The organism is Microbispora sp. NPDC088329 (assembly GCF_040685655.1).
Classification (GTDB): Bacteria; Actinomycetota; Actinomycetes; order Streptosporangiales; family Streptosporangiaceae; genus Microbispora.
On sequence record NZ_JBFBIP010000016.1, the window covers coordinates 15,395 to 36,937 of the forward strand.

17 protein-coding genes are annotated in these 21,543 nt (G+C 70.5%); 7 read left to right on the forward strand and 10 right to left on the reverse strand.

Annotated elements, in window-relative coordinates; translation table 11 throughout:
- Positions 1 to 62: 62 nt before the first annotated feature.
- On the reverse strand, positions 63 to 866 hold the full coding sequence (locus AB0O28_RS26485) for a succinate dehydrogenase cytochrome b subunit (RefSeq protein ID WP_363644612.1): 804 nt from the start codon (positions 864 to 866) through the stop codon (positions 63 to 65).
- Between the two features lie 197 nt (positions 867 to 1,063).
- Here AB0O28_RS26485 and AB0O28_RS26490 point away from each other — a divergent pair, with 197 nt between their 5' ends.
- The 7 genes from AB0O28_RS26490 (at position 1,064) to AB0O28_RS26520 (ending at position 8,894) form a co-directional block, all read left to right on the forward strand.
- The gene (locus tag AB0O28_RS26490) at positions 1,064 to 1,990 is read left to right on the forward strand and encodes a LysR substrate-binding domain-containing protein (protein WP_363644614.1); all 927 of its coding nucleotides are present in this window, start codon (positions 1,064 to 1,066) and stop codon (positions 1,988 to 1,990) included.
- An 83-nt stretch (positions 1,991 to 2,073) separates the two neighbouring features.
- Positions 2,074 to 3,261, forward strand: a complete 1,188-nt coding sequence (locus tag AB0O28_RS26495; RefSeq protein WP_363644616.1) for a fused response regulator/phosphatase — start codon at positions 2,074 to 2,076, stop codon at positions 3,259 to 3,261.
- Entirely contained in the window at positions 3,258 to 4,862 is a 1,605-nt protein-coding gene (locus tag AB0O28_RS26500) for an ATP-binding protein (protein ID WP_363644618.1), read from the forward strand. The genes AB0O28_RS26495 and AB0O28_RS26500 overlap by 4 nt, the downstream gene beginning before the upstream one ends.
- Positions 4,855 to 5,292 carry a response regulator gene (locus tag AB0O28_RS26505; RefSeq protein WP_363644620.1) on the forward strand — a complete coding sequence of 146 codons (438 nt, stop codon included), beginning with the start codon at positions 4,855 to 4,857 and terminating at the stop codon, positions 5,290 to 5,292. Before AB0O28_RS26500 ends, AB0O28_RS26505 begins: the two co-directional genes overlap by 8 nt.
- A 147-nt stretch (positions 5,293 to 5,439) precedes the next feature.
- Positions 5,440 to 6,225 (forward strand): hypothetical protein, encoded by a 786-nt coding sequence (locus AB0O28_RS26510; RefSeq protein WP_363644622.1) that lies wholly within the window; start codon positions 5,440 to 5,442, stop codon positions 6,223 to 6,225.
- 9 nt (positions 6,226 to 6,234) lie between these two features.
- On the forward strand, positions 6,235 to 8,142 hold the full coding sequence (locus AB0O28_RS26515) for a fumarate reductase/succinate dehydrogenase flavoprotein subunit (protein WP_363644624.1): 1,908 nt from the start codon (positions 6,235 to 6,237) through the stop codon (positions 8,140 to 8,142).
- Entirely contained in the window at positions 8,142 to 8,894 is a 753-nt protein-coding gene (locus tag AB0O28_RS26520) for a succinate dehydrogenase/fumarate reductase iron-sulfur subunit (protein WP_363644626.1), read from the forward strand. The genes AB0O28_RS26515 and AB0O28_RS26520 overlap by 1 nt, the downstream gene beginning before the upstream one ends.
- Positions 8,895 to 8,945: 51 nt before the next feature.
- Here AB0O28_RS26520 and AB0O28_RS26525 read toward each other — a convergent pair whose 3' ends face one another.
- The 9 genes from AB0O28_RS26525 to AB0O28_RS26565 all read right to left on the reverse strand — a co-directional run bounded on the left by AB0O28_RS26525 (position 8,946) and on the right by AB0O28_RS26565 (position 21,417).
- On the reverse strand, positions 8,946 to 9,959 hold the full coding sequence (locus AB0O28_RS26525; protein ID WP_363644628.1) for a hypothetical protein: 1,014 nt from the start codon (positions 9,957 to 9,959) through the stop codon (positions 8,946 to 8,948).
- Positions 9,960 to 10,051: 92 nt separating this feature from the next.
- Positions 10,052 to 10,432, reverse strand: coding sequence for a (deoxy)nucleoside triphosphate pyrophosphohydrolase (locus AB0O28_RS26530; RefSeq protein WP_363644630.1), 381 nt, complete (start codon positions 10,430 to 10,432; stop codon positions 10,052 to 10,054).
- Positions 10,429 to 11,559 (reverse strand): bifunctional lytic transglycosylase/C40 family peptidase, encoded by a 1,131-nt coding sequence (locus tag AB0O28_RS26535; protein ID WP_363644632.1) that lies wholly within the window; start codon positions 11,557 to 11,559, stop codon positions 10,429 to 10,431. Before AB0O28_RS26535 ends, AB0O28_RS26530 begins: the two co-directional genes overlap by 4 nt.
- Positions 11,556 to 12,206 carry a hypothetical protein gene (locus AB0O28_RS26540; protein ID WP_363644634.1) on the reverse strand — a complete coding sequence of 217 codons (651 nt, stop codon included), beginning with the start codon at positions 12,204 to 12,206 and terminating at the stop codon, positions 11,556 to 11,558. The genes AB0O28_RS26535 and AB0O28_RS26540 overlap by 4 nt, the downstream gene beginning before the upstream one ends.
- The gene (locus AB0O28_RS26545) at positions 12,206 to 14,584 is read right to left on the reverse strand and encodes a type IV secretion system protein (protein WP_363644636.1); all 2,379 of its coding nucleotides are present in this window, start codon (positions 14,582 to 14,584) and stop codon (positions 12,206 to 12,208) included. The genes AB0O28_RS26540 and AB0O28_RS26545 overlap by 1 nt, the downstream gene beginning before the upstream one ends.
- Positions 14,585 to 14,664: 80 nt before the next feature.
- Positions 14,665 to 17,142, reverse strand: a complete 2,478-nt coding sequence (locus AB0O28_RS26550; protein ID WP_363644638.1) for an ATP-binding protein — start codon at positions 17,140 to 17,142, stop codon at positions 14,665 to 14,667.
- 30 nt (positions 17,143 to 17,172) lie between these two features.
- Positions 17,173 to 20,046: a TcpE family conjugal transfer membrane protein gene (locus AB0O28_RS26555; RefSeq protein WP_363644640.1), complete on the reverse strand. Its 2,874-nt coding sequence runs from the start codon at positions 20,044 to 20,046 to the stop codon at positions 17,173 to 17,175.
- Positions 20,047 to 20,068: 22 nt separating this feature from the next.
- Entirely contained in the window at positions 20,069 to 20,356 is a 288-nt protein-coding gene (locus AB0O28_RS26560) for a hypothetical protein (RefSeq protein WP_363644641.1), read from the reverse strand.
- 50 nt (positions 20,357 to 20,406) lie between these two features.
- Complete coding sequence (locus tag AB0O28_RS26565; RefSeq protein WP_363644643.1) at positions 20,407 to 21,417, reverse strand: conjugal transfer protein; 1,011 nt, start codon at positions 21,415 to 21,417, stop codon at positions 20,407 to 20,409.
- Positions 21,418 to 21,543 lie beyond the last annotated feature (126 nt).

Consider the following 21,543-nt stretch of genomic DNA (forward strand, 5'->3'; position numbering starts at 1 on the left):
CTGCTGTGCGTCCTGCTGCTGAACGTCCTGCTGTACGTCCTGCTGGGCGCGGCGGCGGAACTTCACTTGACCACTCCGATCATGATGCAGATGGGCGCGGCGACGAATCCGAGCACCAGCACCGCGGAGACCACGGCGGCGCCCGTCTGCAGCGCGCTGCGGACGCGGGGGCGGCGGGTCAGGCCGAGCGACTGGAACGCGCTCCACATGCCGTGGCGCAGGTGGAGGCCGACCAGCACCATGGCGACCAGGTAGAACAACGTCACCCACCAGCGCTCGGGCTGGAAGCCGGCGACCATCCGGTCGTACGGCGTGGCGTCGCCGCCCTTGGGGTTCACCGTGCCGAAGGTCATGTCCAGCAGATGCCAGATCACGAACAGCAGGATGATCACGCCGCCGTACCGCATGGTGTGCGTCGCGTACCCGTTGGCCTGCGACTTCCGCTTGGCCGCGTACTTGACGGGCCGCGCCTTCGACGCGCGCCGGGCGAGCGACACGGCCGCCCACATGTGCAGCAGGACGCAGAGCCCCAGCACGATCTCGGCGATCGTCAACAGGGTCCGGTTCGGCAGCGCGGGCGAGCCCACGGTGCGCAACCATTCGGCATAGTGGTTGAAAGATTCGCCACTGATGAAAATCTTGAGATTGCCCAGCATGTGGGCGATCAGGAAGAGCACGAGAACGGCGCCCGTGACGGCCATCACGGCCTTCCTCCCCGCGGAGGTGCCGAGCAGGCCGCGACGGGCGGGCGTACGCGGCGCGGGCCCGGCGGGCTTGGGAGGTGCGTTGTGCGTGGGAACCGGAGCGGTCGCCGAGCCCCGATCCACGGAAGCGGAGTCCACAGAGTGGTCAACAGTGGCAGTCACGAATGCTCACGCTAGGTTCGCGCTTTTCAGACGTCCAAGTCATGACAGGTCTGGTTTCGATAGCCCTCGGCTATGCGCTCTGACCCATACGGCTTCCCAGGGCCGAAAGCCCCGGATGGGTGCGACGAAACTCACACGGTTTCGCGGCACGGGGGGCGCATCGAGCCGGCTTCGGCGATAGCCCTAGGCTATTGAGTGTGCAGCTCCAGCAACTGGCCTACTTCATGGCCGTGGCCGAGACGCGGCACTTCACGCAGGCCGCGGAGCGGATGCGGGTCGCGCAGCCGTCGCTGAGCAAGCAGATCAAGAGCCTGGAGACCGAGCTGGGAGCCCCGCTGTTCAGCCGGGCCAGGGGCAACGTCACCCTCACCCCGGCGGGTGAGGCGCTCCTGCCGCTCGCCCGCCGCATGCTCGCCGACGCCGAGACGGCCCGGCGCGAGGTCGCCGAGCTCGCCGGGCTACGGCGGGGGCGGGTGCGGCTCGGCGCGACCCCGTCGCTGTGCGCCGGGCTGCTGGCCGACGCGCTGGCCCGCTTCCACCGCGACTACCCCGGGGTGGAGCTGCAGGTCGAGGAGGGCGGGTCCCGCGACCTCGTCCGCGACCTCGCCAGGGGTCAGCTCGACCTGGCGCTGATCATCCTGCCGCTGCAGAGCAGCGATCCGTCGCTGGTGACCCAGGAGATCCTGAGCGAGAACCTCGTCGTGGCCTCCACGTCGGCCCGGGGGCGCAGGTCGTACATACGGATCGAGGACCTGCGCGGCCGGCCCCTCGTGATGTTCCGCCGGGGGTACGACGTGCGGGAGGCGACGCTGGCGGCGTGCCGGCAGGCGGGTTTCGAACCGCGCTTCGCGGTGGAGGGCGGGGAGATGGACGCGGTGCTGCGGTTCGTCGAGGCGGGGCTGGGCATCGCCGTGGTGCCCTCGATGGTGCTGGAGAACCGCCCGAGGCTGACGGGCACCCCACTGCTGCCGGGGCTGCGCCGTACGGTCGCCCTCGCCCACCGCAAAGACGTGGAGCCGACTCGGGCGGCGCAGGCCTTCCGTGGGACGCTGTTGTCGTTCCTCGGCGACGCCGCACGTGACGGGACGCTTCCTCCGGGAATAGAGACACTCGTTGACGTGTGATCCCCTACCGAGCAGTTCCCAGACGATAAGTTTGTGCACACGATGCTGCACGACGATGATGCCGACGCTGACGAGAGGCGTTCGTGACCCCGGTCTCCCCTGATCTGCCCGATCCGCTCACCCTCCTGCTGATCGAGGACGACGCCGGCGACGCGTTTCTCGTCGAGGAGTTGCTGGCGGGCGCCGAGAGGCCGCCGAAGATCACCTGGGCGCGGACGCTCGCCGAGGGACGCGCGCGGCTCACCGACGACGTGCAGTGCGTGCTCGTCGACCTGTCCCTTCCCGACGCCTCCGGGCTGGAAGCGCTGCAGCAGGTCATCGCCATGGCCCCGGACACGGCGGTGCTCGTCCTCACCGGGCTCGGGGACGCCCACGTCGGCATCGAGGCGGTCGCCGCCGGAGCACAGGACTTCCTGGTCAAGCAGGACGTCGACGCCCGGCTGCTGATCCGGGCCATCCGATACGCCATCGAGCGCAAGCGCGCCGATCTCGCCATGCGCGAGCTCCTGCAGGAACGCATCATCAGCAAGGAGAACTCCCGCCTCGAACGCGGCCTGCTGCCCGTCCCCCTGCTCGACCCCACGCTCCTGCACCACCAGGCCCGTTACCTTCCCGGACGTACGGGCGGGCTGCTGGCCGGCGACTTCTGGGACACGGTGCAGACGCCCGACGGCGCGGTGCACGTGCTGATCGGCGACGTGTGCGGGCACGGGCCCGACGAGGCCGCGCTCGGCACGGCGCTGCGCATCGCCTGGCGCACCCTGGTGCTGGCCGGGCAGACCGGCAACGACGTGCTGCGCACCCTCGACACGCTGCTGCGGCACGAGCGCAAGTCGCCGGAGATCTTCACCACGATGTGCACCGCCGCCATCACTCCCGACCTGACCACCGCCCGCCTGCACGTGATCGGTCACCCGCCCCCGCTGCTGCTGCGCGACGGCGTGCTCGGAGTGGTCACCGAGACGCCGTCGGGCCCGCCGCTGGGGATCTTCCCGGACATCGAGTGGACGCCCATCGACGTCACCTTGGGCGAGCGATGGTCGCTGCTGCTCTACACCGACGGCCTGATCGAGGCCACGGTCGGCGAGAACCGGGACCTGCTCGGCACCGAGGGGCTCGCGAACCTGATCCGCGCCCAGGCGGGGATCGACCTCGACCGCATCATCGCCAGTCTCGACGGCGCCATGCACGACGACGTCGCGGCCGTCCTCGTCGCGCGCGGTCACGCCGAGCAGAGCGTCCGGGAGGACATTCGGGAGGCGATCGCGTGAGCACGGCGTACCCCGCACAGGGGCAGGTCGAGACGGCCCCGGCCCCGCTGCCCCCGCTCACCCCGTCCGCGCGGGGCTCCCGCATGCCGGTCGGCCGGTGGTTCCTGCTCGCCGGGGCCGGCGTCCTGCTCATCTTCGTGATCGCGGTCAGCGCCATTCTCCTGGCGCTGACCTCGACGTACGAGGCCCGGCAGACCCTCGTCGACGCGGTCGATCCCGCCGCCCTGCAGACGCTGCGCGTCGCCAGGGCGGTGCAGGCGCAGGAGGGCGCGATCCGCGGATACGGGCTCACCGGAGAGCAGCAGTACCTCGACACCTATCGCCAGGGCGTCTCGGAGGAGCAGTCGGCCAAGGACGCGATCGCCAAACTCGTCCCCCGGCTTCCGGAGGGCTACGGCGTGCGCCGCCAGATCCGCGAGCTCACCGACGCCACGGACGCCTGGCGGCGCGACTACGCCGAGCCCGTGGTCGCCAGAACCCTCAAGAGCGGTCCCGGCTCGCTCACCGACCTGGCCAGGAACAACCTGCAGCGCTTCTCGGCGGTCAAGGCCTCCCTCGACGAGCAGCAGGCCCTGCTGGGGCGGCTGCACGACGTGGCCAGGGCCCGGCTCTACTCCGGCTGGGACACCATCTATGTGGCGGTCGCCGCGCTGGTCGGCGCGATGGTGCTGGCGATCGTCTTCTGCGCGCTGATCGTGCGCCGCGCCGTCGGCGGCCCGATCGCCCGGCTGACCCGCCAGGTCAGGGCGGTGGCCGCGGGCGACTTCGACCACGAGATCCGGGTCGAGCGGCCGGCCGAGCTGTGGGAGCTGTCGGGCCACGTCGACGGGATGCGCCGCCGGATCATGACCGAGTGGCAGGCGTCCGTCGAGGCCCGTCAGCAGCTCGCCGAGCAGGCCGAGGAGCTCAAGCGCTCCAACCGGGAGCTGGAGCAGTTCGCCTACGTGGCCAGCCACGACCTGCAGGAGCCGCTGCGCAAGGTGGCGAGCTTCACCCAGATGCTGGAGCAGCGCTACGCCGATCGCCTGGACGACCGCGCCCGGCAGTACATCGGCTTCGCGGTCGACGGCGCCCGCCGCATGCAGCTGCTCATCAACGACCTGCTCGACTTCTCCCGGGTGGGCCGCGTCGGCGGCGAGCGAGAGGAGATGGACACCGGTGACGCGCTGGCCGGCGCCCTGCGCAACCTCGACTCCCGGCTGACGGAGACCGGCGCGACGGTCACCCACGACGACATGCCCAAGGTCGTCGGCAACCGCACGCTGCTGACCCAGCTCTTCCAGAACCTCGTCAGCAACGCGCTCAAGTTCCGTTCGGAGGAGCCTCCCCGCGTCCACATCGGCGTACGCCAGGACGGCGACGTGTGGGAGTTCAGCTGCTCGGACAACGGAATCGGCGTCGAGTCCAAGTACGCCGACCGCATCTTCCTGATTTTCCAGCGCCTGCACCCGAGGGACGTCTACCCGGGGACGGGCATCGGACTGGCCCTGTGCCGGAAAATCGTCGAATATCATGGCGGCCGGATCTGGCTCGACACGAACGAGGACGCCGGAGCCACGTTCCGCTGGACGCTGCCGGCCTTGGGAGATCCCGATGACTGAATTCCGCCCGATCGAGGTCCTCCTGGTCGAGGACGACCCGGGCGACGTCCTGCTCTGCCAGGAGGCGTTCTCCTACAACAAGGTCGGCAACAACCTGCACGTGGTCAACGACGGCGAGCAGGCGCTGGCCTTCCTGCGCGCCGAGGGGCAGTACTCCGACGCGCGCCGGCCCGACCTGGTGCTGCTCGACCTCAACCTGCCCCGCGTGAACGGCTTCGAGGTGCTGGAGGAGGTCAAGAGGGACCCCTCCCTGCGGACCATCCCCGTTGTGATCCTCACCACATCGGAGGCCGAGCAGGATATCCTGCGTGGATACAACCTGCACGCCAACGCGTACATCACCAAGCCGGTGGATTTCGACCAGTTCACGCGGGTAGTACGGCAGATCGACGAATTCTTCGTGACCGTCGTCAAACTGCCTGGGAAGTGACCGAGATCACAGCGAGGAGGAGTGACCCTCCTCACACTTCGTGATGTGCTCGTCGTAATGTGTGCCCCACCAATAACGCGCACGGCCTGAGCAGTACGGCGCGGTCGCTCCGGCGTGCGCGGAGTCAGTGAGGGTGGAAGGTCTCCGATGACCCAGACAACGGCCGAGAGCACGGCTAGGAAACAACGCGCGCAAATCAGGGTGCGCACGCTTCGCACCGACCGATGGTGGCTGGCTCCGGCGTTCACCGCCGCCGGGCTCCTGTTGTTCTTGATTTACGGATTTTGGGCGATCTTCGACAAGAGCTACTTCGTCGACCCGTACATCGCGCCCTTCTCGTCGCCGTGCCTGGCGACGTCGTGTCCCGAGGGGGCCCGGTTGTTCGGGCTCGCCCCGTTCGGTGACTGGTACACGCTGCCGCCCGGGATTTTGATCCTCGGACTGCCCGGCGGGTTCCGGCTCACCTGCTACTACTACCGCAAGGCCTACTACCGGTCGTTCTGGATGTCGCCGCCGGCGTGCGCCGTGGCCGAGCCGCATGGGAAGTACACCGGTGAGACGCGTCTGCCGCTGATCCTGCAGAACATCCACCGCTACTTCTTCTACTTCGCCATCCTCATCGGCCTGATCCTGACGTACGACGCGGTGCTCGCGCTGGTGCACAAGCCCGCCGGGCTGGGCTCCTGGATCCTGCTCGCCAACGCGGCGCTCATTCTCTGCTACACGTTCGGCTGCCACTCGTGCCGCCACATCACCGCCGGGCGCCTGAACCACTTCTCCAAGCACCCGCTGCGTTACAAGGCGTGGACCCTGGTCTCGAAGCTCAACGCCAGGCACCAGCAGTTCGCCTGGGCCTCGCTGTTCTCGGTCATGATCGCCGACCTGTACGTCCGGCTCGTCGCCAAGGGCGTCATCAACTTCCCGTTCGCATAAGGATCTCAAGTGGAGCGTCACGAATACGACGTCGTCGTCATCGGAGCCGGTGGAGCGGGGCTCCGCGCGGCGATCGAGGCGCGGCAGCAGGGCAAGCGGACGGCGATCGTCTGCAAGTCGTTGTTCGGCAAGGCCCACACGGTCATGGCCGAGGGCGGCGCCGCGGCCGCGATGGGCAACGTCAATCCGAGCGACAACTGGATGGTGCACTTCCGCGACACCATGCGCGGAGGCAAGTTCCTCAACAACTGGCGCATGGCGGAACTCCACGCCAAGGAGGCCCCGGACCGCGTCTGGGAGCTGGAGGCCTGGGGCGCGCTGTTCGACCGCACCAAGGACGGCAAGATCAGCCAGCGCAACTTCGGCGGCCACGAGTACCCGCGCCTCGCCCACGTGGGCGACCGTACCGGCCTGGAGCTGATCCGCACCCTCCAGCAGCGCGTCGTCGCCCTCCAGCAGGAGGACGAGAGGCTGCACGGCGACCCCGAGGCGTACATCAAGGTCTTCGCCGAATGCACGATCACCCAGTTGCTGAAGGACGCCGGCTCCGGGCACGGGGAAAACGGTGCCATCTCCGGGGCCTTCGGCTACTGGCGCGAGACCGGCGACTTCATCGTCTTCGACGCCCCCGCCGTGGTGCTGGCCACCGGCGGCATCGGCAAGTCGTACGTCGTCACGTCGAACTCCTGGGAGTACACCGGTGACGGTCACGCGCTGGCCCTGCTCGCCGGAGCGAAGCTCATCAACATGGAGTTCATCCAGTTCCACCCGACGGGCATGGTCTGGCCCCCGTCGGTGCGCGGCATCCTGGTGACCGAGTCGGTGCGCGGCGACGGCGGCGTCCTGCGCAACTCCGAGGGCCGCCGGTTCATGTTCGACTACATCCCGGACGTGTTCAAGGACAAGTACGCCACGACTGAGGAGGAGGCGGACCGCTGGTACGACGACCAGGCCAACAACCGCCGCCCGCCGGAGCTGCTGCCGCGTGACGAGGTGGCCAGGGCGATCAACGCCGAGGTGAAGGCCGGGCGCGGCTCACCGCAGGGCGGCGTGTTCCTCGACGTGTCCACCCGCCTGCCGGCCGCTGAGATCGTCAGGCGGCTGCCGTCGATGCACCACCAGTTCAAGGAGCTGGCGGACGTCGACATCACCAAGGAGCCCATGCAGGTCGGCCCGACCTGCCACTACATCATGGGCGGCGTCGAGGTGGACGCCGACACCGGCGCGGCGTCGGTCCCCGGCCTGTTCGCGGCCGGTGAGGTCTCCGGCGGCATGCACGGGTCCAACCGCCTCGGCGGCAACTCGCTGTCGGACCTGCTGGTGTTCGGCCGCAGGGCCGGCGCTGGAGCCGCGGCGTACGTGGACGGGCTGGCCAGGCGGCCGGTCGTGACCGGCGTCGAGGAGGCCAAGGCCGAGGCCCTGACCCCGCTGGAGCGGACCGGCGGGGAGAACCCGTACGAGGTCCACCACGAGCTGCAGCGCACGATGAACGACCTGGTCGGCATCATCCGCAAGTCCGAGGAGATCAGCGAGGCCCTCCAGGTCATCGAGAAGCTCAAGGAGCGGGCCGGGAACACCGCCTCCGCGGGCAGCCGGATCTACAACCCGGGCTGGCACCTCGCTCTCGACCTGCGGAACATGCTGCTGGTGAGCGAGTGCGTGGCGAAGGCCGCGCTGTTGCGGGAGGAGAGCCGCGGCGGCCACACCCGCGACGACTTCCCCGGCATGTCGGCCGCGTGGCGGCGCAGGCTGCTGGTCTGCTCCGCCTCCCCGGACGGCACGTCCATCACGGTCGAGGAGAAGATCCAGCCGTCCATGCGGGGCGACCTCATCGGTCTGTTCGAGCGCTCCGAGCTGGAGAAGTACCTCACCGAGGAAGAGCTGGCGGAATACGACGCCGCGGTCAAGGAGTCGTGATGGGATACAAGGCGAAGTTCCGCATCTGGCGCGGCGAGGGCGGCGAGGGCCGCCTGGAGGACTTCACCGTCGAGGTGAACGAGGGCGAGGTCGTCCTCGACGTCATCCACCGGCTCCAAGCCACGCAGGCCCCCGACCTCGCGGTCCGCTGGAACTGCAAGGCCGGCAAGTGCGGCTCGTGCTCGATGGAGATCAATGGCAAGCCCCGGCTGGGCTGCATGACCCGGATGTCCACCTTCGAGGAGAGCGAGACCATCACGGTCACGCCGCTGCGGACGTTCCCGGTCATCAAGGACCTGGTGACGGACGTGTCGTTCAACTACCAGAAGGCCCGCGAGATCCCGTCGTTCACGCCGCCGGCCGACGTCAAGCCGGGCGAGTACCGCATGCAGCAGGTCGACGTCGAGCGCTCGCAGGAGTTCCGCAAGTGCATCGAGTGCTTCATGTGCCAGAACGTCTGTCACGTGATCCGCGACCATGAGGAGAACAAGCCGAACTTCGCCGGCCCGCGCTACCTCATGCGGATCGCCGAGCTCGACATGCACCCGTACGACGTGGCGGAGCGCAAGGATTCGGCGCAGGAGGAGCACGGCCTCGGCTACTGCAACATCACCAAGTGCTGCACCGAGGTCTGCCCCGAGCACATCAAGATCACTGACAACGCGCTGATCCCGATGAAGGAGCGCGTGGTCGACCGGAAGTACGACCCGCTGGTCTGGCTGGGCTCGAAGATCTTCAAGCGCCAGCGCTGAGCCCGCGGAAGAAGCGCCGATCGGCCGGCCCGATCGGCGCTTCTCGTCGTTTCAGCGGCGGGTGCCCGGGTCCTCGCCGGGACCGGTGGCCTCGGCCCAGGGGTCGGCCGGGGCCGGGTACTGCTGGCCCTGCGCCGCCTGCTGCTGGGCCTGCTGCTGGGCCTGCTGCTGGGCCTGCATCTGGGCGGGGTCCGCCACCGGATACCCGTACGGCGACTGGGCGTAGCCGTACGGCACCGGGTAGCCGTAGGGCTGCGGCTGCTGCGGATATCCCATGGCGTAGGACTGGACGGGCACGAAGCCGACCATCGGGGCGTAGCCGGGCGTGGCCGCCGGATAGGCCGCCGCCGCCTCGGCGGGAGCCGGCGTCCGCGCCGCGACCGGGCCACCCCGCCGTACGGCGGCCGCGTGCGCCATCCTCCGCAGCCGGCCCTCGAAGATCAGCCAGGCGATGAGCGCGATGCCGACGAGAACTCCGGCGGGGATGGCGAGCCGGTGGGCCAGCGTCGGCTTGTCGTACTCGGGGGACGCGTTGCGGATCTCGATCGGCACCGTCTCGGGATCGGGCTGCTCGAACGACACGCCCGCGCTGGGGGTCTGCTGCGCCACGTCCGGCGACGGCTCGACCGGCGCGGTGGGCAGGACCACCTGCCCCTCGTCCTGCGGGCTCGGGCTGGGACTCGGGACGGGGGCGTCGGTCAGCGCGGGGAGCGTCTGCGTGGTCTGCGACGGCGCTTCCTGCTCCGTGGTGGACGCGGGAGGAGCGGTGGTCGTCTTGACCGGCTTGGGCGTCGCGGTCTTGGTCTGCTTCGGCGTCGGCGTGATGGTGACGGTCTTGGTCACCACGGGATCGGCGGTGGGGCTCGCCTCCGCCGGACTGGCCGGCGGCGTCTGCGTGACGGTGACCGTGACGACCGCGCACTGGGGATCCTGAGTGGGGTCACACGGCTCCACCGGCTCGGCCTTGACGCCGATCACCGGGGCCAGCGCCAGGGTCGCCACCGTGGCGAGAGCCACCGACGCGACAGCCGTGGACGCGGCCCTCATGTACGCGCGTCCGATCACCGATCGCCTCCTGTCGGGCCGCTCCGAAACCAACACCGATTGTAGTTCGGTAAAAGCAGGAGCAAAGCCGGATCTTGCGAACGATTCGGCGACTACAGCAGCTTCTCGATCGCGGCGACGACCGGCAGGTCCGCCGCGAGCCAGGCGACGTCGTACAAGTCGTGCGGCTCCAGCCAGCGCAGCGCGAGGTGTTCCAGCGGGCGGGGCACGCCCTCGACGACGGTGGCGAGCCACACGTGCATCACAGAACCGCCGGGCAGCGGCCAGTCCCCGCCGACGCGGCTCCCGAGTACGACCTCGACGCCGAGCTCCTCGGCGCACTCGCGCACCAGCGCCGCGCGCTCGTCCTCCCCCGGGTCGACCTTCCCGCCGGGGAACTCCCAGCCGCCGCGCAGCTCGGGAGGGCCGGACCTCTGGGCGGCCAGGAGGCGGCCGTCCCCGACGATCGCGGCGCCGACGACGAGACGCGTCATGTCTGGGCCCGCTTGAGCTGCGCGATGACGGCCTCGTTCTCCAGCGGGCGGGTGAAGCCCACGATGTTCGGCCGGTCGCGGTACGTCGTGACCTTGATGGGCCCACAGAGCGTGCACCGCGCCTCGATCATCTTGCCGGGCGACACGATCATCCCCACATGGCCGGGACTGTCCTTGGACGTGCCCGGCCCGGCGTTGAAGAAGACGAGGTCGCCGGGCTGCTCCTCGCCCTCCTCGATCTTGGCACCGAAGGGCCACTGGCCGAAGGTCGTGCGGGGAATGGTCAGACCCGCGTTGCGGTAGGCCATGTAGATGATCCCCGAGCAGTCGAAGGCGTCCGGGCCTGTGCCACCCCACCGGTACGGCTTGCCCCGCTGCGCCAGAGCGTACTCGAGGATCTCGCGTACGACGTCGTCGGGGGCGCTGTCGACGTAGCCGGAGTCGCAGGCCGGGTCGGCCTCCGGCGGCACGCCGATGTCCCCGGTCGCCGCGTAGCGCTTGGCGATCTCCAGCACCTGGTCGACGTACCAGGTGGCCCGGTTGTAGACGAAGATCGCTCTTCTGAGGTCGTCGGGGGCGCCGTTGCGCTTGAGCATCTTGGCGGCGCCGAGGATGGCGTCCGCCGGGTTGTAGACGTCGCCGTAGCCGTCCCCGTCGCCGTCGGAGGCGTAGCCGTTGATGCCCGGCTCGATCTTCATCTTGGCCTGGCCGCCCCAGGTGCTGATGAGGAACTGCATCGGGCCGGCGGCCCCCGCGTAGTTGGTGCCGCTGCCCACTCCCGGCAACGTCGAGCGGCCGTGGTTCGTCTCCCGCTTGCCGATTGCGGCCAGGACGTTCCACTGCACGCCGATCTGCTTGCCGAACTTCTTGTAGAGCTCCAGGTAGTCGGCCGGGATGTCGCCCTGCGCCGTCTGGGAGACGTCGGCGGCGTCCCCGGTGGACCCGGTGGCCGCCTCCGCGCAGTTCTCGGCCGCGCCGCCGCCGAGGAGGATCGACGGGCTGGGGGTCATCAGGATGATCGAGCCGAGCAGCGTGGCCGGGACGATCACGACGAGGGCCACGGCGATCGTCCGCCAGTCCCGCCCCGCCGAGGTGAGCCCGCGTAGGACGCGTGCCGAGACGGTCATGACGAGGTGTCCCCGTCCTGACCCGCGTCGGCCAGTTGCAGGTCGTACACCCGCCAGTCGGTCCCCGCCTTGACCACGGTCACGGCGAACCGCTCGGGCACGTCCTTCTGGCCGTTCTTGTCCGTCACGTGACGGACCGAGTCGACGACGAACACCACCTGGTTCGCCGTCATGTCGCGGATCGTCGCCACTTTCGCCGACGCCTTCGAGGTCACCTGGTCGGCCTTGTTCTGTTCCACCACGGCGGGGTCGGTGACGGTCCTGGTGAGCTGGCCGGCGAACTCCTCGGTCGCGAACCGCGTCAGCCGTTCGGCGCGCGCCGCCGGCTCCTCACCGGGCGAGAAGCCGCCGTACGCCTCGGTGAAGCGGCGGGCGAGGTCGGCCGCCGCACCGATCTCCTGTCTCGACAGCGGCAGGTACGCGTACACGTCGAAGGCGCCGGGAGTCGTGGCCACCGGGCTGGGCTCCCTGACCGCGGTCGTCACCCGCGGGGTGACCACGACAGACTGCTCCCTCGTCTGCTCGCCGCCCTCGGAGGAGGAACCCGACGGCGGGCTCATCGTGAGGTAGACGCCGACGGCGGCGAGCACCACGACGGCCGCCGCGAAGGCGAGGCCCTTCCCCCGGTCGCTGTTTCGGTTTCTCATCAGTCTGAGTCGTGGTCGGCGGGCGTGGCCCAGAACGGGGTCGGTGCGTCGCTGTCACGGCGTGTCCCCGCTCCCCTGGTCGGCAGCCAGAGCGGAGGCGGCTCGGCGGCACGGGAACGGCTGGAGGACGAGCCGGCCGACGAACCGGAGTCACGCGGCGGGGCGGGCCGGGAACGGCCGCCGTCGCCCCGCCGGGACGACCCGCCGAACAGGCCTCCAGACGACGAACCACTGGACGAACCACCGGACGACCTGCTCGAGGACCTGCCGGAGGAGCCGCCGAAGAACCCGCCCGAGCCGCTCGACCTGCTCGAACCGCTCGACGAACCGCGTGAGCCGCCGAAGAACCCGCCCGAGCCGCCGCCGGACGATCGCGTCGAGGACGGCCGGGAGGCCCAGCCGCCCGACCTGCCGCTGAACCAGCCGCCGCCGGACCCGGTGCCGGACCCACCGCCGGACCCGCCGCCGGACCCTCCTCGGGACGGCGCGGCGGACGGGGCCGGCGCGGCGGAGGCGCCGGTGACCCGCTGCGACGGCGCGGCCTGGGGCGCGGAGGGCGAGGCCGGGCCGGACGGCCCGGACGCCCGTACGGACCCGCCGGGCCGCACCCCCGACAGGTTGAGCGGCGGGGCCGTTCCCGGACGCGAGGCGGTGACCCCGGCCTTGCGGCGACCTGCTCCCTGCGCGTCGGCGTCGAGCGGTGCGGGTTGCGCCCCCGCACGCGCTCCGGCCTGGGCGGCGACGTTGCCCGCGCCCTCCTCGCCGCGCACGCGGCCCTGCGCCACGCCCGCAGCGGCGGCCGCCGCCGTGCCCGCGCCGGTCGCCATCACGGCCGCGCCGATGACCGGCTCGGCCTTGCGCAGGCCCCATCGGCCCGCCCGGGCGGCGGCGACCGGCGGCAGCGCGTTGGCCGCCCGCGACAGGGTCGGCGCGGTGGTGGCCTCGCCGAGCATCCGGGTGGTGAGCGTGTGCCCGTCCATCGAGGCGAACAGGTGCTGGAACGGCCGCCTGTAGAAGAAGACCGCGATCGTCATCAGCGCCATGAACAGGATCTGCATGCCCCAGGGCAGGTTGGTCGAGATGATCAGGGCGTAGCCGTACACGAGGACGCCGAGCACCAGGGCCAGCACCGCCTGGCGGAGCAGCGTGCCGACCAGCATCTCCACCCAGCGCATGGCGATGATGCGGCCCGAGCCAGGATGCACGCCGATCAGCAGGAAGATCGGCCCGAGCATCAGCAGCAGCAGGAAGCCGACCTTCAAAACGAGCAGCGACACCGCGACGAGGAAGATGAGCAGACCGGCGACCATCGCCGCGATGAACGCGCCGATCGCGATGCCGAGGCGGCTGGTCCAGTCCTTGCCCTGGAAGAGGAAGTACATCGGGGTGCCCTGCAAGGGCTTGGCGACCTCCTCCTCGAACCGCTTCTGGTGCTCGTCGGTGCTGGGGATCTGGCCGGCCGCCTGTTCCTTGGCGTCGAGCGCCTGGAGGTTCAGAGTCTTCGCGCCCAGGCCCTTCACCACGCCGGCGTCGGGGTCGGCCGTGCCGAACTCGCCCATCAGCCAGGGCTTGCACACCAGCACCGACCACAGCGCGTCGGCGTTCTGGGCCACCCCGGGCGTGCCCTGGCGGCCGTAGCCCCCGGGCGTGGGCTCGCTCGGCGTCTGCCCCGGCTCGGTCTCCTTCATGGGCAGGCAGGACGCGCCGCCCGCTCCCGGCAGGCCGGAGAACGCCGAGTTGACGATCTCGCCGGTCTTGTCGGTCACGGTCTTGCCGAGGCTGGTGAAGTCGCCGGGACGGCTGAAGAACCAGATCGCCACCGTGACGGCGAGGACCATCCAGATGACGCCCTCGGTGGTCGTCGTGGCGCGTTTGCGGATCAGGCCGTACCACGCCAGCCAGATCGCGCCGAGGATGACGATCGGCCGCAGGTAGGGCCAGTACATCGCGTTGGCGAGATTGGTGACGATCTCGTCGGCGACTTCCTTGATGGGCTGCAGCGGTCCCTCGGTCGCCGCCGCCTGGTAGGTGCTGATCGTCAGCCGGTCGACGGCCTTGGCCCACGAGAAGATCGTGTTGGCCCAGGCATTGCCGAGCACGGCCGTGACGTCGGAGCACCCCAGGTCATAGGTGTGCCAGAACTGGCCGGCCATGCCGTACCGCTCGTAGTTGGTCTGCGGCTCCTTCGGCGCCTGGGTGGGCTGGCCGGCACCGGCCGTCGTCTCTTCTGTCGACGGCGGCTGCACCAGCCCGTCGACGCCGCCGCCCACGATCTCCGGAGCCAGGGCGGGTGACAGGTCACAGGGCCCGACCGCGCTCGCCGTGCCGCTGGGGAAGACCAGCGGCAGCGTCACGAACGCCGCGAACGCGACGAACAACAGAGCAAGGCTCCGCCGAATCCGTCTGCCGCGTCTGCCTCCCTCTCTGGTGCGACCTCTGGGACCGTTCCTGCGCACGCTCACGATCGCACCTCCTGCGCGACCCCCGACCGACCGGAGCCCCCGTCAAGAAGATCATGCACGTTCTCGCCGGGTTTGTCGTGTGTCGGATTGGTGTCAAGCCAGCGCAGGAGTTCCTCCGAGATCAGGTCCACCCCGATACGGCCCGCACGGCCGTCCAGATCTCGGAAGACGCACTCCCCGTTGCCGAGGGAGCGCAGCACCCCCTTGTGCTCCTCCGACGGGTCCACCCCGAGGAGCTCCATCACGTGCTCGACCTCCACACGCTCGGTGGAACGGAACGCGAAGACCGACGACAGACAGTTGGTCACCTGCTCGTTGAGCAGGTCACCGGCGTTCTGCGAGACGAGGACGAGCGCGGTGTTGCGCGAACGGCCCATCCGGGAGACCTCCGGCACGAGCTTGGCGCCCTCCGGGGTGGACGTGATCGCCCACGCCTCGTCGAGGAAGATCGCCTTCGGTGTGCGCCGGTCGAGCCCGTTCATCAGCCGCCGCGCGAACTGCGACACCAGGTAGAGCAGCGCGACCGACAGCCGCTGCTCGTAGGAGTAGTCGTCCCTTGCCGTCATCACGTCCGGCAGCGTGAGGCCGCCGAGCGTGAACACGGTCGTCCAGCCCTCGGTGTCGATCTGCTCGCCCCCCGACGCGTCGAAGCACAGCCGTGCCAGATGCATCTCCGACATCGACCGCAGCACGGCGCCGAGGTTCTTGGACGCCGGGTCGGTGGACTGCTCCAGGTGGTCGACCACCTTGCCGAGCGACGGATCGGGCTCGTTGGAGACCGCGGCGACCGCCTGGATCATCGCGGACTCGCGCTCCTCCGACATCCTCGGCAGCAGCAGCCGCAGGGTCTCGGTCGCCATCGTCTTCTTGGTCGCGATGTCGTCGCCGAACGAGAACGGGTCGAGCAGGCCCGGCGCCGCCGACCCCAGCGGGATCACCCTGGCCTTGCGGCCCCGGTCGCGCAGCAGCCGTACGAGCGACTCGGCGTCGCCCTTGGGGTCGATGACGGCGATCGTGACGCCGCGCAGCGCCATCTGGTAGATCAGCAGCAACGCGAGCGTCGTCTTGCCGCCGCCCGGTTCGCCGGTGATCGCGATGGCGGTCGGGCGGTTGCGCGCCGCCGCGACGAGCGGGTCGAAGTGGACGATGCTGCGCGCCCGGCCCAGCGTCTCCCCGATGTAGGGCCCGGTCCATCCGGCGTTCGACTCGTCCACCCGGTCGCCGATCTCGACGGTCGCGGTGGCCATGCCGCCCGCGATCGTGCGCAGCGGCTGCCGCTGGGCGTACGCGTTGACCCGCAGGCGCTCCCCCGGCAGGGCCTCGCAGAACAGCGAGAACTGGTCGCCGGTGGAGTTGACGACGTCGATGCCGAGGTCGCGGTAGTGCTCCACGACGGCCTCGACCCGCTGGACGCACATCTCCTCGGTCGGCGCGCTGACGCTCAGCCGGTGCCAGCCGTACACGAACGGCAGGCGTTCCTTGGTGATGCCGTGCTCCAGCATGCGGGCGGCGTCGATCTGCTCGGCCAGCGCGAGCGGCGCCTCGGCGCCCGCCTCGCGGATGTGGATGTCCATGTCGCGGGCGTGGGCCAGCTTGCGCGCGACGTCCTTGCTCGCCCTGACCGGGGGGATCAGCCGCATCCGGCTGGAGACCTCCACCGGGAACGGCAACTGGTCGGCGAAGTGGAGCCACGGCTCGCCGTCGGGGAACGGCATGAGGTCGGGGAACCGGGCGAACGACAAATGCGCGGTGTAGGAGTCTCCGGCCGGCTGCTCGATCCGCAGCAGCGACCTGCCGTTGTGGATCTGGCCCTCGACCAGCGACTCGATCTCGCCCTTGCCCCATCTGCGACGCGGCGTGGCCGACGGCAGCGGCTCGCCGAGGCCGCCCGCCGCCGCGTGCTGGAACAGCCAGGCGATCTCGGTGGAGGTGGCGTGGCGCGCGTACAACGCGCTGGAGGCCAGGGCCCGGCCGAGCCGTTCCGCCGCCTCGGTCCACCGGTTGATCTCCTTGTCCGGCACGTGGTCGTCCTCGATGCCGAGCGCCCTCTCGCTGCGCTGGTAGAAGCCGAAGAGCTGGCCGAACACGCCGGTGCCGAGCTGCGCGCCACGCGGCCCGAGCCGTACGCCGAGGTAGACCTCCTTGCTCCAGAAGTCCTTGGCCCAGACGTGGCGATACATCTCCTCCAGGTACTCCCGCCAGCCCGGGCCCTCGTCGGAGGTCGAGTTGAGCGCCATCGCCCACTCCGCCGCCGGATAGGCCCGGTGCGCGATCCGCAGGTGCACCTCGGCGTCGGACATTCTGATCGCGGCCAGCGCGATCGTGATGTTCGTGGCCAGCGCCTCGCGCTCCTCGGGGGTGAGGAACTCGTAACTCACCGTCGGCAGCCGGAAGTAGGCCCAGGCCGCCGAGTCGGTGAGGAGAACGCGATCGTCGAAGTACCGTACCGCGAGGCGACTGCGCGCCCTGCTCATCGACCTATCACCAGCTTCCTCGCTCGCCCCTCATCTGGCCACCTCCTGCTTGGCCTGGACAGCCGCCAGGCCGCTCACGATCACACCCGCAAGCGCAACGTACGCCCTGCGGCCGCCCATGCGGAGGTGATTGACGTCGACCGGTCCCGGCCGTCCGGGAGCCAGCTCGTCCTCCCAGGGCACCCGGACGATGGCCCGGCAGCGGCCGCTGGCGACCGCCTCCGCCTGCTCCACGTCGGGGAGGCTGCGGCGGCTCACGCCGTTGATCACCATGACGGCGCGGCGCCGCAGGTCGGAGCAGCCATGCCCGTCGAGCCACTCGTAGGTCATCGCCACCGCCTCGGAGGCGTCCTCGCTCGCGGGGGCGACCAGCACGAGTTGGTCGGCGTACGGCAGGAGCCGGGCCGCCAGCGCGGCCGCGGGGTCGATCACGGTGAGCCGGTAGTGCCGGTCGAGCGCGGCGAGCGTCCTGCGCCAGTCGGCCAGGAACGCGCGTTCCGCCAGGCGCTGCGTCACCCGGTCGTCGGTGTCCGCCCCGACGACCTCCAGCCCCGATTCGCAGCGCGTCGTGTACGCCCGCATGCCGAGGTAGCCGGTCACCTCTTCCGAGCCCTCGATGAGCGAGCTCAGCGTCTCGGGGGACTCGGCGGCGATCCTCGTCGTGAGCGTGTCCTCTCCGGTGTTCGCGTCGAGCGCGAGCACGCGGTCCTCGCGGTAGCGGGCCAGCGTGTGGCCCAGCATTAACGCCGTGGTCGTCTGCCCGGCGCCGCCGGTGCAGCCGAGCACCATGATCCGCCTGCTCGTGGTGAGCGGGATGCGGGTCCGGGCCTCGTCGACCTCCATGCCGTCCGTACGGCTGCCGCCCACCACGACCTGTGCCAGCCGCCGCCAGCCGCCCGAGGTGTCACGCCCGACGACGGCCTCGACACGGCGCAGCCGCGGCGGCTCCTCGTGCGCCGGCCTGCCGGGCGTGGTCCTGCCCGCGGCGGGCAGGGACGGGCGGGCGGGACCGGCGGGGCCGGCCGCGCGGGGTCCCGCGGGCACGGCCCGGATCGACACCCCCGCCGGGCCCGCCGGAGGCGGCGTCACGCTTCCCTTACCGGTGGGCACGCCCGGCTCGGGGAGGACGGCCGGCATCGCGGGCGCGGCCTCCTCGCCGCCGGTGTCACTTCTGCTGTGGGCACCGGATCCACGGAATCCGCCGCGGGACTCGCCCCCGGCGCTCTCGTACGGCCGCGAGCCCGGCGCATGCGTCCCCTCCCGGGCGGTGTGCGTCCCAGAACCGGTGTCGTCGAGGGTCTCTCTCGGCCCGGCCTCCTGAGCGGCGTGCAGCCGGGTCGTGGAGGTGGACATGTGCGGCGTTTCCTCCGTCGCGGCGTCGGCCGCCGGTGCAGGGCCCGTCGTGGCGTCCCCAGGATGCCGATCGACGGCCTCCGCGTGTTCCCCGGTCTCGGCCGTTTCGCCCGCCGCCGAGGGCACCTGCTCCGGCTCCGGCTCCGGCTCCGGAGAGGAAATCCGGGAGGTCCCGCTCCAGGCGCCACCCGGCACCCGGGGCCGCACGAGCCTAGGCGGACGGCCCTTGCGATGCTGTTCAAGGGCCTCGGCGTCCCGCTGCGCGGTGTTTTCCGGCGCCGTGTCTTCCGGCGCCGTGTCTTCCGGCGCCGTGTCTTCCGGCGCCGTGTCTTCCGGCGCCGTGTCCTCTTGCGCCGTGTCCTCTTGCGCCGTGTCCTGCGGGGCGGCCTGGTCGCCGTCCGCGGGATCGGCCGCGTCGTCGGCGGGCTCCACGGACGGCGCGGACGCCGGAGCCTCCTCCGTCACCGCCTGCTCGTCGTGGGCCGGTTCCTCGTTTGCGGACTCGCCCGTGGCCGGCTCGGGCCCGCTCGGCTCACTTCGCGCGGAGGAATCCTGGGCGGGCTCACCCGGTGTCGTGAAGGACGTCACAGCGGACGGCGACACGGCGCGGGGTTCGGCCGAAGCGGCGAGCCTGCGCAGACGGCGCAGCGTCTCGGTGCCGATGGGGGGAACGGCGGGCGCGTCCGACGCCTCGGCGGGAGCCGCGTGAGATTCCGGCTCGGCAGAGCCCGGCTCATGGCCCTCCTGGACGTCGTGTCCCGCATGCCCGTGTCCCGCATGCCCGTGACTCTCATCCGGGTCGTGTCCGTGATCCGGGCCGGTGACATGGCCTCCCGGCCGCTCCTCGCGTACGGCGTCATGGCCGGCTCGCGGCTCCGCCGGGCTCGCGGGGGGCGCGGACGGTTCCGGAAGGTAGAAGACGCGCTCACCGGCGGCGCCGGTCCTGGCGGCCGTACCGCTGCGGGAAGGGGCGGGGGTGCCGGTGACCGGCACGGCTGCGGCCGCGGCGGCCGCCACGGCCGGGCGCACGACGCGCGACGGGTCCACCTCGTGCGCGGCCGCTCGCGCCGCGACTCCCGGGGCCGCCCGTACGCCCGTCCGGGGGATCTTCGGAACGGGCACCTTGACCGAGACCGCGCGGCGGGCCCTCCGGGCCGCCCTGCCGCGCACCGCCACGGCCGGCGGCGAGGTCCGCCAGACACGCGCTGTCAGGGCGACCTCGTCCGGCTCGTCGAACGGGGCCATGCGGCACCAGATCCGGGGCTCGCTCACGTAGCGGAGCTGCGACTGGAGCAGCTCGGTGAGGCGCTTGCCCTCGATGACGGGACGGGTGGACAGCCAGGTGAGCACGCCGGGAGGGACCAGGTATATGACGTGCCAGGGAGCCTCGAACGGCAGCCCGATCAGGTAGAGGAAGACCCACCACGGCACGGAGACACCCACGAACACACCGATCCAGACGACCGGAAGCGGCATCGGCAGCCGTAGGTCGTACAGCTTGTACAGCCGCTTCTCAATACGCCAGATATTGGTATATGTGGGCAGATCCACCCCGAACCTCCTCTCCGCCCGATCACTTGATGCCAAGCGCGCCCGCGATCGCCTTCGCCGTCACCTCGATGATGTTGGGAACGTAGAAGATCACGCCGATCGCGATCGCCAGGATGATGAACTGGACAAACCTGGTGATCTCGCGGGTGAAGAGGAAGAAGAGTGCCACGACCGAGACGACCGCGAGGAAGAGCGGAGCGAAGAACCTCCGGAGGAATTCGGCGAGACCTTCGGTGTTGATGCCCGTCGTTGGCGCCGGTGACGGCGCGGCCAGATCAAGGACGTGGTCCGCGATGGTCTTCAGTATCAACTCTCGCCCTCCCGGGGGTATGGATCAGCGATGTCTTTGCCGGGCATGCGCTACCCCACGGATCGGCTCGCACCCTGGATGTCCCTGACGAACCACTTGCCGCCCTGCTTTTCGATCGTCAACTGGTATGCCTGCTCGAGACCGGCGGGCTGCGCCTCCGGGTCCTGCGACGGGCTGGCCACCGCCGCCGACTCTCCGGACGCCACCGCCCACACGACCACCGCCGTGACCTTCCTGCTGTCGGCGCCGCCCGGCGGGACCACGACGTCCTTCAGCTCGGCGAGGGTGAACTCGCCGTCGAACCCGTTGACGGTCGCCCCACTCGCGACGTAACGCTGCAGATCGTTCTGGTTGCCCGCGGCGTACGCCTTGAAGAAGCCTTCGAGCTGGGGACGCAGTTCGGCCTCGGTGGCGGAGTCGCGGTCGGGGTCCGGCAGCTGCGGCAGGCCCGCCGGACCAGGTTCGGGCAGCAGAGCCGGCTGGGCCGAGACCACGAACCTGCCGTTGTCGTAGTAGATCGGCACGGACAGCAGGCCGCGGCTGGCTCCGGACTGGTACGTCACGGTCACCCGGGCGTTGTGGTCGTCGACCACATCGATCCCGGCGAACTGGAATGCTCCGGCCGACATGCGCCCGTAGCCGTTCCAGCCGAACTGATCGTCGGCGCCCTCCGGCAGGAACGACTTGAGCCGTTCCGCGCGCTGCTGGGGGTTGGCCGCGTCGTAGTTCAGGTAAACCGCCGCGAACTGGTTGGCGAACGCCGTCGCCTGCGTCACCGGGAATCCGGACGTGGCCGTGCCGGTGGGAGTCACGGTGGCCGGGTCGTCCCCCGCCAGCCGTTCCAACGGGGCACGTATGCCGTTGACCACGATGACGACGATCAGCGCCCAGAGGATGACCCGCCCGGTCCACACGAGCCAGCGGCCTCCACCGCCGCTCCAGCCTCTGCGGCGGGGGGCCGTGCCGTTCGCGGCGCCGGCCGGCTCGAAGCCTTCCAGTGGGTATGGGTCAGGGTCGCCAGCGATCCGCGGATCCTGCTGGACGTCTGACCTGCGAGCCATCACGCCTCCGCTCGCGCCGATCCCTCCGGCTGGCGCGGTTTCCTCTTGCTCTCGATCCGGTTAACCGCATTGAAGTATTCACCCTAGCGGTCTCACCAATTCTTCCAGGTAAGCCACGCCCATGGT